Raw genomic sequence first — 14,667 nt, 5'->3', positions numbered from 1 at the left:
GGAGGCCTCACAAATAATTGTTGTCGTGCATTCAGATTGCCGTCAACTTCTTCAAATACTTTGTATACTGCGAGCGCGGATTCATTATATCCAGTAGTTCATCAGTCGAATACTCTCCGATAGCGTCTGCCATTTCACTCATTACTACCAGATTGTGCAGAACACGATCCTCTCGATTCTCTTGTAAATCCTCAAATGATTCACAAAATGGGCATGAATGATTTGTCTCCGTCTTCAGGTTACTCAACTCTTCCCGGAATACCGCTGGACCAGACCGATCGCGAAGATGCGTGATGTTTAGCCGACTCTTGAACGGGAAGAAAACATTGCCATAGCCTGCAGACCGGATCCAACCGGTAGAGTCAAAGGTGTCTACCCCGCACTCGTACAAAATCGGAATCGAAGTTGGGCCACCAATCCCGAATGCGTGCACATCTAGCCCGTACTTTTTCGCTTCCTTCACCACGAACTGGAGAAGTTCAATATTGTCTTCGTTCAAGTAATTCACACCGCCATTTACTCCACCCGTGGAGAAGCTACCGAACCCAATCTTCTGTACGTTATCCAGACGTCGGTATGCATCTAAGCAATTGACTATCTGCTCTCGCTTATGTCCTTGAACAACTGGCACAGCCCGCTTCTGTTTCTCCGGTGGCAACTCTCGATATAACATCCGAGATAGCGTAATAGTATCTTGAACCTTGTGTTCGACCGTCATCTCGTCATCCGTCTCTAATGGGACCTGATCCGGCATAACGTACTCAGTGGGCCAATCAGTTTCGAGATAGTACTTTCGATCGAACTGATAGATATCCCGCATGGAGTACTTGTTATTAATCTGTGACTCATATCCCCCGGAGTCACAGGCTACGTGGATATCATAGTCTGTGGCGAGTCGTTCGATGATCTCCGACGTTGACTCACCCGCAGTTAACGGGCAAAACATGAGATTTCCCAGAACGTCTTCAACAAGCCCGTGTTCTTCGAGCCGATCAATGAGGGAGTTAAACTGTGATTTATTGATTTTGGTCACAGAGGCCACGAACTCGATAGAATCGGGGGTAAGAGAATCGTATTGCCTCATTAGATGCTCCACCACGACATAAGTAGTGGCTACTCTCTCGTCCACATACACATATGTTTCCTTCCCAAATGAGGTTGGTATTCATCGATGTCATATGTACTCTGTTAATGCCAGAATTATCTAGGCAAGAACAGACACGACGGGAAAACCACGACAAAGGTTTAACAGAACCCCCACACCACGTAGCCCTGTGTCGTTTCCCCGCGCGAAATCCCCTGAACAACTCTACGACGACGTCGCGGACTACGACCTCGTCATTACGCCTGATGGACCACTCGCTAGCGCCCTGAACCGCCAACTTGACCGGCCACATCTCGGCCCCTTCGCCATACCCCCACGCCGACTCGCGGCTGGCCGGCGCGAAAAGGCAGAGGACCGACTCGCGTTCTTAGAACTCGTCGAGCAGGACGACGTTTCTTGGAAACGAGCTGCCTACGCGATCGGGAACATCCTCCAGTGCTGGGAGCATCAGGGAACCCACGACGCGATCCACGAGTACGACGCGTACGTCGACGACGCGACGACAGATGCGGTCGACCGCATCGCCGAGCTCGACACGACGTCGATGGAACTCACGACCACACAGATCGATGCGGATCAACGGGTCGCCGTCGTCGCCCCGGAGATGCTGACGGCGCTCGAGCACTCGTTCCTCCCCGATGAGTACGACGCAGTCGACCTCTTCACCGACGAGCCGTTCGAGCGACCCCCGTTCCACATCTTCGACTCCCCGACGGCGATCGTCGACGCCGTGGTCGACGCTATCACCGAGGAGAACGCAGAGGACGTTGGCATCGTGCTCGATCAAGCGAGCGAGTTCTCCCCACTGGTCGAGTCGGCACTCGAAGCCGCCGACGTCCCGTTTTTCGGCGGACCGGGGTTCGCCGACAGCCACGAACACCGGACTTTCCTCCAGTTGCTGCGGACGGCCCACCGCGGGACCGATACTCGCGTCTCGGAGATCCGGCCACTACTCGCCACGCTCGACATCGACCTCGATATCTCCCACGAGGAGAAGCGCCTGTACGAGCTTTCGACACCCGAGATAGACTGGCTCACGGAGTTCTGTGAGGGGGTCGAACAGCGAAGCTTCGCGGACACACTCTCGGCGTTCGAAGCCCGCGCAAACTGTGACCTCGAGGCGTTTCACGAGGAACTCGAAACGCTCGGCATCGCGACCGACCCGGTTACCGAGCGCGGGGTCGACCAACTCGCCTTCTACCTCCAGTCCTACGACGTCCCCGTCGACCGCGAAAACGAGGGGGTGCTCCTCGCTGACGCAAAGTCCGCTTCGTACGTGGGCCGAGACGTGGTGTTCTTCCTCGGACTCGACGAGGACTGGACCCATTCCGCCCCGCGTCGTCCCTGGGTGGACAAGGAAGCCCAGTACACGCGCAACATTCAGGGCTTTCAGCTGCTCCTCCAGAGCGGATCCAGCCACCACTATCTCGTGCAGGATTCTGCCGGGGGCTCCCCGGTGACACCATGTCTCTACTTCAAGGAACTGCTCGACACCGAGTACGAACGGTTCCGTGATCTCGAGTCGGTCAGCCACACACGATCGGCCACCGAGTCGGAGACACAGACGGCGTTCGAGCGGTCGGCGGTCGACACGACGGCCGACACTGTCGAGACGGTCAGTCAGTCAAGCCTGAACACGTACGTCAATTCGCCCCGGGACTACTACTTCAGCAAGCTAGTCGACAACCCACAGAAGGACTACTTCGCCGAAGGGAACCTCTTCCACGACTTTGCCGAGTTCTACGTCAACCATCCCGCGTTCGTCGACGATACCGTGATCGAGACGGTCGTCGACCTGATGCTCGACGAGATGCGCCCACTCGTCCGCTCCGTCGACGAAGAGACACGGCGCACCGAATATCGAATCGGGCTCGAGACGATCGTCTCGTACCTCGAGTCGAACCCGCCGATCGATGGTGCGTTCCTCACCCCTGCAAGTGGGTCTGGGACGAACGTCGTCGCGGATCACTTCGACAAAGACGTCGACTCCCCCGTCACCGAACGGTGGTTCGAGGACGACGACCTCGGGGTGAAGGGGAAGATCGACCTCGTTCACTCACGGGACGAACTGTTCGACTTCAAAAGTGGGTCGCAAAAGAGTGCTCGTGAGGTGGTGAAACACTCCGCGATCGAGGAACCGACTGACACTCCGAACTACCAAGCGCTGCTGTATCTCACCTACTGGCGCTCGAACTACCCCGACCAGGAGCTGGCGTTCACCTTCTTCCACTTCCTGGACCCCGTCGATGACGTGATCACTGGGGACGCCGACCTCGAGGATGCCGTGACGACGGTAACGTACTACCCAACCTCCCTCACGGACCACGTACGCTCGGAGTCGTTCTTCGAGTATCTCCGCGAAGACGGCGCCGGGGACTGTCGAAAGACCCTCTCCAAGATCGACTACGAGACCTACGCCAGCCTGTTCGAGACGGAGCCACTCCCCGAGACGGCTGATTACGACGAGATCATCGATTCGGCATTCGGTCAGCAGATGATCGTAGACCTCCGGGGGGTGGTCGGCAAGTATAAATACGTCACCACGGGCTGCGAACAGGCCATGCGCGAGATCGCGAGGACGTACGGCCAGAACTACTTCCGGGGCGACCTCGACGCCTTCGAGACGTTCCTCGACGAGCGACTCACGGAGCTCAACCGCCGGCATGCTGGTGAGGAACGCTTCCCGATCGAGGGACTCGCGGGCGAACCGAACTACCGGCGGGTGGACAACCGCGACCTGCTTCTGGAGGGCGAGCGATGAACGATTTCGACCCGAACGACAGCCAGCAACGCCTCATCGACAGCACGGACGGGCTGTATCTCGTCGACGCCGGCGCTGGGACCGGGAAGACGTTCACCGTCACACGTCGGTATGCGTCCATCGTCGATCAGGACGGCGTCGACCCGGAGGACGTGTTGCTGGTGACGTTCACCAACAACGCCGCCGCAGAGATGCGGGAACGGATCGTGAGCCAAAGCGAGTACAGCGTTCGAGAGTTGGCGGACGCGCCCATCCAGACGTTCCACTCGCTGGCTCACGACCTGCTCGAGGAACACGGGCATGCGGCGCCGACGTATCTGGACGTCGACGATCGCATCACGGGGTCGACTCGGATCGTCGAGGATGACCTCGTTGAGGAGGCACTCTTCCGAGAGTTTATCGGCCAGTTCATCGACGCCCATCCCGAGTACGACACGATATTCGCAGCGATTTCGGACACGAACGAGCTCCTCGACGTAATCAAGGAACTCGCGGCGAAAGGCGTGTTCCCCGATGGGGACGGATGGTACCGTGACGGCGAAGCCCATCTCGACGGCGACTTCCACGCCTTCGAGACACTGTTTCATGAAGCCAATCAACCACGCAACGGGGGGAGCAAGCAGTCCAAACTGCGCAAGAAGCTCAACGACTACGGGAAGGACCAAACGTACCTTCCCGAGGCCCCCGAAAAGTGGGAACTCCGTGGGGAGCGTGGGACCAAGCAGGTCCCCTACGACGTCGCACGGGAGGCCTTCGGGGAGGACCGAGAGTTCCTCAAGACGTTCCTCCACGACCTGTACCACGGCTATCTCTCCTTCGCGCTGCGGCGGAACTACCTCAACTTCAGCTTCCTTCAACTGTTCGCGTTCGTGCTGCTCTGTGAGAACCACGACCTCCGAGACCGCCTCGACTACGAGTACGTGATGGTCGACGAGTTCCAGGACACGAGCGAGATTCAGTTCAAACTCACGCTGCTGCTTGCCGGGACGAACAACATCTGTGTCGTCGGGGACTGGAAACAGAGCATCTACAGCTTCCAGTATGCCGACGTCGACAACATCCGGGAGTTCGAGACACGCCTTGACGACTTCGCGTCGGATCTGAACGCCGACGCCGATATCGAGCGCGTCTCCTACCCCACGGCGCCGGTCACGAGGCTCGAACTGGCCGTGAACTACCGTTCGACCCAGTCGATCCTCGACTTCTCTGAGCAGGCACTCACGACGCCCGCAACGGGGAGCGACGACGTCGACACTGAGGCCATCGACGACGCGATCACATCCCTGACTGCCGAGACGGATGCCGACAATACCGTCATTGAGGCGCTCCAGAGTTCGGCGGAACACGAAGCGATCCTCGAGAAGATCGACGAGATCGTCGGCAACGACACCTATGCCGTTGAGGGTGAAGACGGCGAGTTCCGCACACCGACCTACGGCGATATCGCCGTGCTCACGCGAACGCGTGACTTCGGCCGCGAACTACTCGATACGGCAGGCGAGTACGGACTCCCGCTCGCCTATGAGGGCGGCATCGAAGTGTTCCGGACCGATGCCGCCAAACTCCTCCTCGCGTGGCTCCGGATCCTCGAACGGGACGCCGATCGCGGATGGGTACTCGTGCTTGAGGAAGCCGGCTACACGATCGACGAGGTCGACCACCTCCTCAAGACCGGAGCGTACCCCGACAGCATGGTCGCGTTCCGTGAAGAACTCCGCGAGTTCGAGACCTTCGGAGGCGTCGCCCGGCGCGTGTTCGAGCGGTACGGCTGTGAAGGGTCGAGCGCAGACGTCGTCATCCACACCGTTCAGTCGGTGTTCGAAGCGACGACGTTCACCCGTGGCGACTTAATCGGCTTCATCGAAGACGCGATCGACGCCGGTAGCACGCACGAAGTACACACCGGCGCCGGGACCGATTCCGTGACAGTCCAGACGATTCACGCTACGAAGGGGCTCGAGTACCCCATCGTCATTCTGGGGAACATGAACGCCAACAAGTTCCCGTCCACCGGTGGCGGGAGCAGCAACATCATCTACGAGGACCCGGTTGGGGTCCGTCAGCGAAAGCACTACGACGAGGAAGCCCACGGCGTCCCGCACATCTACGACAACTGGCGTGCCGATGTGCTCCGGTGGACGCTCCCGCAGAACTACGACGAGGAACGTCGGCTCCTCTATGTAGCTGTCACGCGCGCTGAGAGCCATCTCGTCTTGACTGGCGGTACTGACCCGAACTCGTTCCTTGATGCGCTTCCCGTGGATGTCGACGATGCCGATCCCGACCTGTCTGCGTTCGACCCGGAAGACGGCGAGCATTCGCCGTACACGGTCGACGTTCCGGAGTCTGATGGATCGGCAAGCTACTCACCGCACACCTTCATCGATGACGCCGTCTTCGAAGGGAATACTGGTGGCAGGGGGGTTGAATTTGGGTCAGACGTCCACGAGTTTGCGGAGCGGTATGTTCTCGGTGAGGCAGTCGAAACCGGCGATAACCCTGACAAGAAGAACGTGAAGGCGTTGATCGATTCACTCGACGGTGAGACGACAGCCGAGATCGATGCGTTCCTCCCACTTACTGTCGACGGCGAGGAGGTGACGATCGGCGGTATCATCGACTTGCTCCATATTACGTCTGACCGTGTCGAGATCATCGACTACAAAACTGACCTTACAACCCATGCTGAGACTGAATACCAGAAACAGCTCAGTATCTACTACCACGTCGTCGCTGACCAATATCCTGAGCGCTCGGTTACTGCGTCCATCTTCTACACTGACGATGGCAACCGGAGCGAGATTTCCCCTCTTAGTAAAGCGGAGCTTCGAGAACTGGTTCTAACCCACAGAAATTGAGCTTCTCCTGTGTCCAGATATTTTGCGGGGACGAACTCCATCCTGGCGGATGAACTCGGCCTCCGGCTCGGCGACTACCTCGTCACCGAAGCGGGGTTCGTCGCAGCACTCGTCACCGCAACCGGGATGTTGTCCTTTACGCCCTGTATGCCCCAAACCCCTGAGTATTCGGCCCCAGTCGAGTAGCGACTTCTACTCGCCGTACACAGTGATTGTACGGTACCGACCCTTTGAATCCGGAGTTTGACCCCCGGGAGACCAGTGTGATCGAAGGGGAAACCCGCTAAAGAGAGGGGGACGTATGTCTTCTTGTATGACGACAACCATCACCGTAGAAGGGATGTCGTGCGGTCACTGTGAACAAACCGTCAAGGAGGCGCTCCAAGGAGTCTCCGACGTGACTGACGTAACCGTCAACAGAGAGAGCGAACAGGCGAGCGTCGATGGTAAGGCGGATGTTACGGCTCTCGTGGAGGCCGTCGAAGACGCAGGGTATACCGCTCACGCCTGAGGAAAGCACGGACCACTTCAACGGCCAACCGTTGCCTTTGAAGCTTGCCGACACTGGTCCTGCTGTACCGTTTCAGGGGCGAAGATTCAGGAAGCCGCCGGATCCACCTGTAAAGAGAATATGATCTATGGACGACCACAAAAGCACAAATGAGGATTCCCCGGAAGGGGAACACCAGCAGGACGACAACAGTCACCAGCACGACCACGGCGAGCACGATGAAGCGGCTGCCGAGGCTGACGAACAACGGGTAGAACAGGAGCTACTGGAGGAAGAGACTCACCCTGCTGCGGAGAGTGAGACGGCGCTCCAGGAGCAGCACGAGCACGCTCACCACAAGGGAGAAGGACACGGCCACGGTTCCCACAAGGGTCACGGCGAGGGCCATGGCGGGATGCACGAGGGCCACGAGCAGATGTTCCGGCAGCGCTTCTTCGTCTCCACGGTCCTGTCGATTCCCGTCCTCCTGTACAGCGAAATGCTGCAGGAGTGGCTCGGCTTCTCCGCCCCCACGTTCCCGGGTAGCGAATGGATCAACCCTGTCTTCGCCGTCATCGTCTTCGCGTACGGTGGGGTCCCGTTCCTCCAGATGGCGGTGCCGGAGCTGAAAGACCGGTCGGCGGGGATGATGACGTTGATCTCGATGGCGATCACCGTCGCGTTCGTCTACAGCCTCGCCAGCGTGGTCTTCCCGACGCAGTCGGCGTTCTTCTGGGAGCTCGTCACGCTGATCGACATCATGCTGCTGGGGCACTGGATCGAGATGCGGTCCGTACGCCGGGCCTCAAGCGCGGTCGACGAACTGGCGAAGCTGATGCCGGACACCGCCGAGCGCATCACTGACGATGGAGAGACCGAGGAGGTCCCTGTCAGTGAACTCTCCGAGGGGGACCTCGTACTCGTCCGACCGGGCGCGAGTGTCCCTGCTGACGGGATTGTCGAGGAGGGTGATTCGGACGTCAACGAGTCAATGATTACGGGCGAGTCGAAACCGGTCTCGAAGGAACCCGGCGACGAGGTCATCGGCGGCACCATCAACGGCGACGGCAGCCTCCGTGTCCGCGTCGGTGCGACAGGCGAGGAGACGACGCTCGCGGGCATCATGCGTCTCGTCGATGAGGCCCAGCAGAGCAAATCCAAGACGCAGGTACTGGCTGACAGAGCGGCCGGGTGGCTGTTCTACGTGGCCCTCGGAGCGGCAGTCGTGACCGCAATCGCGTGGACGGTCGCGGTGTCGTTCGATGCGACCGTCATCGAGCGCGTCGTGACGGTGCTCGTCATCGCCTGCCCGCACGCCCTCGGGCTCGCTATCCCGCTGGTCGTCGCGATCAACACGTCGCTCGCCGCTCGGAACGGGATGCTCGTTCGCGACCGGATCGCGATGGAGGACGCACGGAATCTGGACGCGATCATCTTCGACAAGACGGGGACGCTCACCGAAGGCGAGCACGGTGTCGTCGACATGGCGACCGTCGACGGCGTCGACGAGGATGACGCGCTCGCGCTGGCGGCGGCCGTCGAGAGCGACTCCGAACACATGATCGCGCGAGCGATCCGCGAGGCCGCCGACGAGCGCGACGTAACTACTCCTGACGCGACCGCCTTCGAGGCGATCAAAGGCCGAGGAGTTCGCGCGAACGTCGACGGAAACGAGGTGTACGTCGGCGGGCCGAACCTGTTGACCCAACTCGATAGCGAGATCCCCGACCATCTCCAGCGCTTCGCTGACGAGGCCGGCGAGAACGCCCAGACAGTGGTGTATCTCGTTCGTGAGGGCGAGCCCTCGGACGGAGCGAGCGGCGAAGCCGCGAGCCGCGAAGGAGAGCTGATCGCTGCATTCGCAATGGCCGATGTGATCCGCGAGGAGAGTTTCCGCGTCGTCGACGCCCTCCACGATCTGGGCATCGAGGTAGCGATGCTGACTGGCGACTCCCAGGACGTCGCCGACGCTGTCGCCGGCGAGCTGGGCATCGACACGGTGTTCGCGGAGGTCCTCCCTGAAGATAAGGACGAGAAAGTGCAGGAACTCCAGGATCAGGGGAAGCTCGTGGGGATGGTCGGCGACGGCGTGAACGACGCGCCGGCGCTGACGCGGGCCGACGTCGGCATCGCTATCGGGAGCGGGACCGACGTTGCGGTCCAGTCGGCCGACGTCATCCTCGTTCAGAACAACCCGATGGACGTGGTTCGGCTCGTGAAACTCAGCAAGGCGAGTTACCGGAAGATGCAGGAGAACATCGTCTGGGCGGCCGGCTACAACGTCTTCGCGATTCCGCTTGCAGCAGGCGTGTTGGCACCGATCGGGATTCTGCTGTCCCCCGCCGTGGGGGCCCTCCTGATGTCGCTGAGCACGGTCATCGTCGCCATCAACGCCCAGCTGCTTCGTCGCGTGGATCTGTCCATCCCCGAGCTTCCAGGCGGGACACCACCGACTGATGCACAACCTGCAGACTGAAGTCTCGTTCGACGAGTCCGTCTTCCAGATACGTAATGAACTCTTGTTTCGTTGGTCCTTGACGGTCGAGCAGATCGTCCCGTTCTGCTCGTTCGAGAACTGCCTGCGCGAAGTCCGTACTGTGGGATTCGTGCTGCTCAGCGTACTTCGACAGGGCTTCTCGCCAGTGCATATCCAGCTCGAACTCGGCTAATCGGATTTGAATCCGTCTTTCCGTTCGACGACGTCGACGTCCAAGTCTTCGAGTTGCTTGAAACGGAGGTTGTTCCGGCGGACCGTGATGAGCCGCTTGGAGTCGACGATGTAGGGATCGACCCACTCTCGCCAGGTATCGTCGTCGACGCGTGTTCGTGGCATCTCAGAACCCGGGTCCACACTCTCAATACAGAACTGCAGCATCGCGATGCCAGTTCGATGATTCGCATTCGGGAGGGAATGTCGAAGAATCAAATTCGACATCACTTCTCCAGCGACGTTCGGGAGTGGTGCTCCCCAGGATACGTGAATAATTAACTCAACAAACTTTTGCTAGTCTATAGACAGAAAGTATTTAGGTATCATCCAGCTACCGCGCCAATATGCACCGGGACTCAGCCTACCCATACCTGCATGTATGATCACGAGGTCAGTCACCAGCGAGGAGATCGATGACCTGGATCTGATGTGGAACGACCACAGCAACGCCTCCGCCTTCTATCGCGGCGCCCTCCGCAAGGAGATGGGCGTACGCGGCGTCGACTCTGACGACCTCCGCGACCGCCTCGAACGGGCCCGCGAGCAGGGCTACACGCTCGAAGAGATCACAGAGGGCACGAACCGATTCGACGATCCCCAGTCGCTCATCGACGAGCAGCAGAACCAGTCGCCGGCTGGCGACGCCACTGATGATTGACCCGCTATGTCACAGGACAAGACTCCCTCCGACGCTAAGCGTCGCACCGACACCGAGTCATCACTGACAGGGAAGATTCCCCGACAGGCCGCGCTCACAATCGTCTTCCTTGGCCTGTTCGCCGTCGAGCCAGTTGCCGCCCAGGACAACGCTGTCTGTAGTGCGGACAACCTTCCAGGGATGATTGAGGGGTTCTTCCAGCTGACCACGGCGCTGGGGATCGTCGGCCTCGCCATCGTCTGGCAGGCTGACTCCCTCATCGAGATGTTCACCCTCGATCCCGAGCAGAAGAAGGGGCTCAAGCGACACAAGCGCTCCGCGATGAAGTCCACGGTTGTCCTCGTCGTGCTCGGCCCCCTCTATACGGTCGCCGGGTCCATGATGGGCCTTCCACTGGCGCAGTGCGTCGATCTCGTCCCCTGGTAACCACCCTGCAGTCCCCGTCGTGAGCCCGATGTCCCACCGAGAGCTCTCCGTGCTCATGGCCGGCTTGCTCGCGACGAGCCTAGTCACGGGTATCGTTGCCGCTGACCCGCCGCGACCGGGTACAGAGGAGAACGGTCTCACGGAGAACGAGTCGGCAACGCTGTGGTCCCGTGATGCGGACAACTACATCACGCAAGAGGAGTACCGCCAGCGCTACGGCGAGAATCGCTCCGCTATCCATCAGGTCGCGAACGGGACGGACATCACGTTCAAACGACCGCCGGCGACTGCGGCGACGTGGACGCGGAACGACTTGGATGATCTCGACGCCGGCGGCCCAGATACGTCCGTACATCCGCCACACGCGGCCCTCGAGGATGGCGTCTTCATCGAAGATGCTCACGCAACGATCTTCGCGGTCCAGCCGTCTACTCGTGGACATCTCGAGTCCGGTGCAACTCCACTCTACATCGCGCCGAATGGGACGATGCGCGGGTTCGTTGATTACCGCGTTCGCGTGCCCAACGGGAGCTCCTCCGGCAACACGACTAGCTCGTGGTCGCTTACGGAGCACGGGATCGAAGAAGTCCGGTTGAAGAAGGACGGCGAGACCATCGCCGAGCGTGATGGGGCTCATACGCCTGCCCTCGACTACCAGATCGAGGACGACTGGAGTGCAAATCTCACGCTGGAAGCGGAGATTAGCGTCAGGCTGAAGAAAACCGTCAGGACCGATCTGGGTGGCCGGACGGACGTCGACGTCACCTATCGGACGGAATCACGCAACGTCTCCGATTCGATCGCCGTCGAGATCTACGATCTCTCGGCGTACCCGTACTACGCCGAGTATCCGAACGGCAACGCCGGCGTGGCCATCTTCCAGTCGCGGCCGTGGCAGGGGTACACGCTCACGGAGGACGGTGAGACACGGGTCCGTGGCATCTGGCGGTTCTACACCGCTCGGGACACAAACTGGGACACGCTCGTTCGGTCGAATCGGACTGCTAGTGCGACCGTTCAGTCGGACGCGATTCCGGTGTATGTCCACGCCTATCCCTCGCGGATCGGGCCGCGTGCCGAGCCGGTTCGAGACGGGCCGGAACTCATCGAGACCTGGGGGACTGACCGCTCGTCGCCAGTCGGGACTATCGGTGAGAACATCAATATCGACATCGTCAACCAGTCGTACACGACGACGTACGGCGTCGCCGTTCGAGCTGAGAACGTCGATCGAGAGGCGCTCCATGTTGCGGGAATCGTCCGGGGCGTGAATGCGTCAATCGTCGAGCCGGATGCCGGCTCCGAGCGGCAGCTCCGCCGCAGCAATCTCACTGTCGAGATCATCCAACAGAATCAGTCGCAAGCGACGCTTAGGGTCGAACTCCGGGACAATCAAACTGGTGCGCCGATTGCGCTCGACGATAGCCGTCAGTATCCAATCGGCGGCACCAGCCGAAACGGGTACATCACGGTCGCGGATCAGCGCGTCGAGACCAACGCCTCGGGGGTGGCGATCGTGACCATCGACGAACCGGGCATCTACACGGCTCGGTACCACCCTGGCTCGTGGCTCGGGCACGACCCGGCGTACGTGAGTGATACCGCGACGGCCCGCTGGCACCCACTCGGGACGATCGACGGCTGGTTTGCGCTGGTGTTCGAGGTCGGCTGGCAGCTCCTGCCGTTCTTCGTGATGTTCTACGCTGGTAAGCGCCTCCTGCGGATGCTCGGCCCAGAAGACATCTTCGGACAAAAACCATGACTCAGGACAATCCCCACCTCAGTAGACGGACCGCTCTCCGAACAGTTGCCGGCGCTGCTGTCGTGAGTGTGGCCGGATGCCTCAACAACGGCGATTCCCCGGGTGGCAGAAACTCCACACCGTCTGATGAAGGAGGAATTATCCAGAAAATCACTGTAGAGGGGACAGAACTCGTCGTTGAATACTCCTCAGAGGAGGGAGTCGATCAGATCAACCTCGTCCAGCCGAATGGGGAGCTGTTCGGTCAGCGAGAAACCGCTGCTGGGTCACAACAAGTCTCCTTCGAGATCGGAACTTCCTACGACCCTGGAGAGTATACTGCCGTTGCCCTCAGCGGTGAGGAAACGCTAGCTGAGAGTTCCTCAGTGATTCAGCCGGAAATTGGAATTCAAGAAGTCGGTCTTTACCGGAATAACCCAGAGAAGCCGTGGGACGAAGTCTACGGAGATACCGAGACGGATCGGCTAAAGAACGGGGAAGCGTACGTCACCGTCGAAAACACCGGAAGCGGACCAGAAGCGGTTGTTGAGTTGATTTTCTCCGGTGATGTTCCAAACCCCGTCGAAGATCCCCGAGGTAGCGGGATGTATGAAACCGAGCAGGTGGTGATCTCGCCGGGGGAAACTGCCGACCTATTCAGTAGTTCGTTCCCGTTTGGTTCCGAATCTGAGGAGGGAATGGGATGCTCCCCGGACGGGAACAGCGGCCAGTTCACCGTCACAGTCCGAACCCAGGTTGGCGGCGACCAGGTATCGAAATACTTCGATGTACAGTACTCCGGATCCACGGAGATGATTGACTGCGAGGTTTCAATCACGGAGGCCTAACGATGGTGGACCTGATAGACGTCGTTCTCGAGGGCTTCAAAGACGTCGTCGATTGGTTCATCGGTCTGTTCATGGACGGGCTTCGGTCGGGGTATCAGACGCTGACCGAAGAGATGTTTGGCACTCCGACTCCCCAGACTGACGGGACGTTCATTTTCGGAGAACCAAGTAACGCCCCTTGGCCAGCAATCCAAGAAGGGCTCATCGGTGGCGAAATCATGTTGATCTCTCTGCTGCTTCTCGTGATGAGCGTTCAGGGACGACACACCATCCGCATCTTCAATATCGGAAGTGCGTACGAGGCTCGGAAGACCAAGAAGACTGCCTGGGTTGGAGCCTTCTTGATTATTACCTGGTACTGGATTGGAGCGCTCGCACTCTTCCTTGTCGATGGGTTCACGATTGCCCTGATGCCAGAGCTATCATCGCTGGCCTCTGCTATGCTTCAGTTCATAACGGGGTCGATTACCAACCCCGGTCTTGGTCTCCTCTTTGCTCTTATCGGAGGAATCTCGATGTGGGCACTGGAAGCGCTGTTCTACATTCGACGGATCCTGATCTACGTCTACCTGTACGGGATGCCCATCGCGTTCGCCGTCGCGTATGGCAACATTCCTGTCCTCTCTGATGTCGCGATGGGGTTCAGCAAACGGTTCGTCCCATTGGCCATCCTACCCCTGCCTGCGGCGATAGTCTTCAAAGGATACGACCTACTCTACTCTGGAGGGGCGTTGACGCCGGGATCAGCGTTCCTCAAGTATCTCGTTGCGGCTTCACTTCCCCTCGTTGCGCTCTATGTCACGTGGAAGACATTCAAATACGCGACCCCACTGACGGCAAAGGTTCTCGGTGGTGCGACGAAGGGAGCGGCACTCATCGGCGGCGTCGCCGCTGGCGCCTCCGTCGGCGGCGCCGGCGTCGCGACGACCGCGGCCCGGTTGGGACCGAAGGCCGCAGCGGGACACGCTGTGGCGCAGAAAGCTGCAGCCCGGGACGCGAACAGTGACGACGACAGCGGGACGCCGTCCTACCGGCGAACCGAGAACGATCCTGGAAGCTACTAACAATCC

The 14,667-nt window shown here is 59.6% G+C and carries 11 protein-coding genes and 1 pseudogene; 10 read left to right on the top strand and 2 right to left on the bottom strand.

Annotated elements, in window-relative coordinates:
• Nucleotides 1–31: 31 nt before the first annotated feature.
• On the bottom strand, nt 32–1,084 hold the full coding sequence (locus tag B9G49_RS01160; protein WP_086215083.1) for a hypothetical protein: 1,053 nt from the start codon (nt 1,082–1,084) through the stop codon (nt 32–34).
• Nucleotides 1,085–1,274: 190 nt separating this feature from the next.
• On the opposite strand from B9G49_RS01160, the gene B9G49_RS01155 reads away from it, so the two are divergent.
• The 5 genes from B9G49_RS01155 to B9G49_RS01140 all read left to right on the top strand — a co-directional run bounded on the left by B9G49_RS01155 (nt 1,275) and on the right by B9G49_RS01140 (nt 9,690).
• Nucleotides 1,275–3,866, top strand: coding sequence for a PD-(D/E)XK nuclease family protein (locus B9G49_RS01155; protein ID WP_086215082.1), 2,592 nt, complete (start codon nt 1,275–1,277; stop codon nt 3,864–3,866).
• Entirely contained in the window at nt 3,863–6,724 is a 2,862-nt protein-coding gene (locus tag B9G49_RS01150; protein ID WP_086215081.1) for an exodeoxyribonuclease V subunit beta, read from the top strand. The genes B9G49_RS01155 and B9G49_RS01150 overlap by 4 nt, the downstream gene beginning before the upstream one ends.
• Before the next feature lie 9 nt (nt 6,725–6,733).
• Nucleotides 6,734–6,910: a formate--tetrahydrofolate ligase gene (locus B9G49_RS17290; RefSeq protein WP_143414658.1), complete on the top strand. Its 177-nt coding sequence runs from the start codon at nt 6,734–6,736 to the stop codon at nt 6,908–6,910.
• Between the two features lie 127 nt (nt 6,911–7,037).
• The gene (locus B9G49_RS01145) at nt 7,038–7,235 is read left to right on the top strand and encodes a heavy-metal-associated domain-containing protein (protein WP_086215080.1); all 198 of its coding nucleotides are present in this window, start codon (nt 7,038–7,040) and stop codon (nt 7,233–7,235) included.
• A 127-nt stretch (nt 7,236–7,362) separates the two neighbouring features.
• Nucleotides 7,363–9,690 carry a copper-translocating P-type ATPase gene (locus B9G49_RS01140; protein WP_086215079.1) on the top strand — a complete coding sequence of 776 codons (2,328 nt, stop codon included), beginning with the start codon at nt 7,363–7,365 and terminating at the stop codon, nt 9,688–9,690.
• On the opposite strand, the pseudogene B9G49_RS17285 reads toward B9G49_RS01140, so the two are convergent.
• Nucleotides 9,689–10,197 (bottom strand): annotated as a pseudogene (locus B9G49_RS17285) (hypothetical protein); the annotation flags it as partial. The gene B9G49_RS01140 and the pseudogene B9G49_RS17285 overlap by 2 nt on opposite strands.
• Nucleotides 10,198–10,303: 106 nt before the next feature.
• Between B9G49_RS17285 and B9G49_RS01130 the strand changes: the two are divergent.
• From B9G49_RS01130 to B9G49_RS01110, 5 genes are read left to right on the top strand one after another with little or no spacing between them, the layout of a single operon-like run.
• Nucleotides 10,304–10,582 carry a hypothetical protein gene (locus tag B9G49_RS01130; RefSeq protein WP_086215078.1) on the top strand — a complete coding sequence of 93 codons (279 nt, stop codon included), beginning with the start codon at nt 10,304–10,306 and terminating at the stop codon, nt 10,580–10,582.
• 6 nt (nt 10,583–10,588) lie between these two features.
• Complete coding sequence (locus B9G49_RS01125) at nt 10,589–11,008, top strand: hypothetical protein (protein WP_086215077.1); 420 nt, start codon at nt 10,589–10,591, stop codon at nt 11,006–11,008.
• Between the two features lie 28 nt (nt 11,009–11,036).
• The gene (locus B9G49_RS01120) at nt 11,037–12,770 is read left to right on the top strand and encodes a hypothetical protein (RefSeq protein WP_198943785.1); all 1,734 of its coding nucleotides are present in this window, start codon (nt 11,037–11,039) and stop codon (nt 12,768–12,770) included.
• On the top strand, nt 12,767–13,597 hold the full coding sequence (locus B9G49_RS01115; RefSeq protein WP_086215076.1) for a hypothetical protein: 831 nt from the start codon (nt 12,767–12,769) through the stop codon (nt 13,595–13,597). Before B9G49_RS01120 ends, B9G49_RS01115 begins: the two co-directional genes overlap by 4 nt.
• 2 nt (nt 13,598–13,599) lie before the next feature.
• Entirely contained in the window at nt 13,600–14,661 is a 1,062-nt protein-coding gene (locus tag B9G49_RS01110; protein WP_086215075.1) for a hypothetical protein, read from the top strand.
• Nucleotides 14,662–14,667 lie beyond the last annotated feature (6 nt).

Source organism: Halorubrum sp. SD683 (genome assembly GCF_002135045.1).
Classification (GTDB): Archaea; Halobacteriota; Halobacteria; order Halobacteriales; family Haloferacaceae; genus Halorubrum; species Halorubrum ezzemoulense.
Note: the sequence above shows the minus strand (reverse complement) of the source record. Positions and strands in the feature narration are given on the sequence as shown.

Bases quoted from the DNA above. Each gene is read 5' to 3' on its own strand.
- B9G49_RS01160 (WP_086215083.1), bottom strand. From the start codon at position 1,084: ATGAGGCAATACGATTCTCTTACCCCCGATTCTATCGAGTTCGTGGCC.
- B9G49_RS01150 (WP_086215081.1), top strand. From the start codon at position 3,863: ATGAACGATTTCGACCCGAACGACAGCCAGCAACGCCTCATCGACAGC.
- B9G49_RS01145 (WP_086215080.1), top strand. From the start codon at position 7,038: ATGACGACAACCATCACCGTAGAAGGGATGTCGTGCGGTCACTGTGAA.
- B9G49_RS01140 (WP_086215079.1), top strand. From the start codon at position 7,363: ATGGACGACCACAAAAGCACAAATGAGGATTCCCCGGAAGGGGAACAC.
- B9G49_RS01130 (WP_086215078.1), top strand. From the start codon at position 10,304: ATGATCACGAGGTCAGTCACCAGCGAGGAGATCGATGACCTGGATCTG.
- B9G49_RS01125 (WP_086215077.1), top strand. From the start codon at position 10,589: ATGTCACAGGACAAGACTCCCTCCGACGCTAAGCGTCGCACCGACACC.
- B9G49_RS01120 (WP_198943785.1), top strand. From the start codon at position 11,037: ATGTCCCACCGAGAGCTCTCCGTGCTCATGGCCGGCTTGCTCGCGACG.
- B9G49_RS01115 (WP_086215076.1), top strand. From the start codon at position 12,767: ATGACTCAGGACAATCCCCACCTCAGTAGACGGACCGCTCTCCGAACA.
- B9G49_RS01110 (WP_086215075.1), top strand. From the start codon at position 13,600: ATGGTGGACCTGATAGACGTCGTTCTCGAGGGCTTCAAAGACGTCGTC.